We start from the raw sequence: 398 nt of genomic DNA, 5'->3' as shown, positions 1-398 counted from the left end.
CGGACATCAGCTGTCCCTGGAGCGGGACGTAGCTGCCGTGGTACTCCACCTCGTTCATCGACGGGTGGAAGAACAGCGTCAGGTACACACCCGTCAGGATGATGATGATGAAGCTGTACATGCACACTTCGCCCAACATGAACGACCAGTGGTCGGGGAAGATCTTGCGCATGTTGGCCTTGGCCAGGGAGTAGATCCCGAGCCGGCCGTCGGCCCAGTCGGCGACACGCTCGCCGGCCGGAGCCTTCCCGCGAGAGCGGGGCGTCTCGTTCGCTGCAGTACTCATCCGCGCTCCCAGAATGCAGGACCGACGGGCTCCTCGAAGTCGCCGAGCGCCTGGAGGTAACCCTCATTGTCCACACCGATGCGCAGCTGCGGCAGGGCGTGGCCGGCGGGAC

The 398-nt window shown here is 64.8% G+C and carries 2 pseudogenes; both read right to left on the bottom strand.

Features of this window, described 5'->3' with window-relative positions:
- Positions 1–286 (bottom strand): annotated as a pseudogene (locus IE312_RS43610) (cytochrome bc1 complex cytochrome b subunit); the annotation flags it as partial.
- A pseudogene (locus tag IE312_RS43605) lies at positions 283–398 on the bottom strand (cytochrome bc1 complex Rieske iron-sulfur subunit); the annotation flags it as partial. The pseudogenes IE312_RS43605 and IE312_RS43610, both read right to left, overlap by 4 nt.

The sequence above is a fragment of the Streptomyces capoamus genome (assembly GCF_014654935.1).
GTDB lineage: Bacteria > Actinomycetota > Actinomycetes > Streptomycetales > Streptomycetaceae > Streptomyces > Streptomyces capoamus.
Note: the sequence above shows the minus strand (reverse complement) of the source record. Positions and strands in the feature narration are given on the sequence as shown.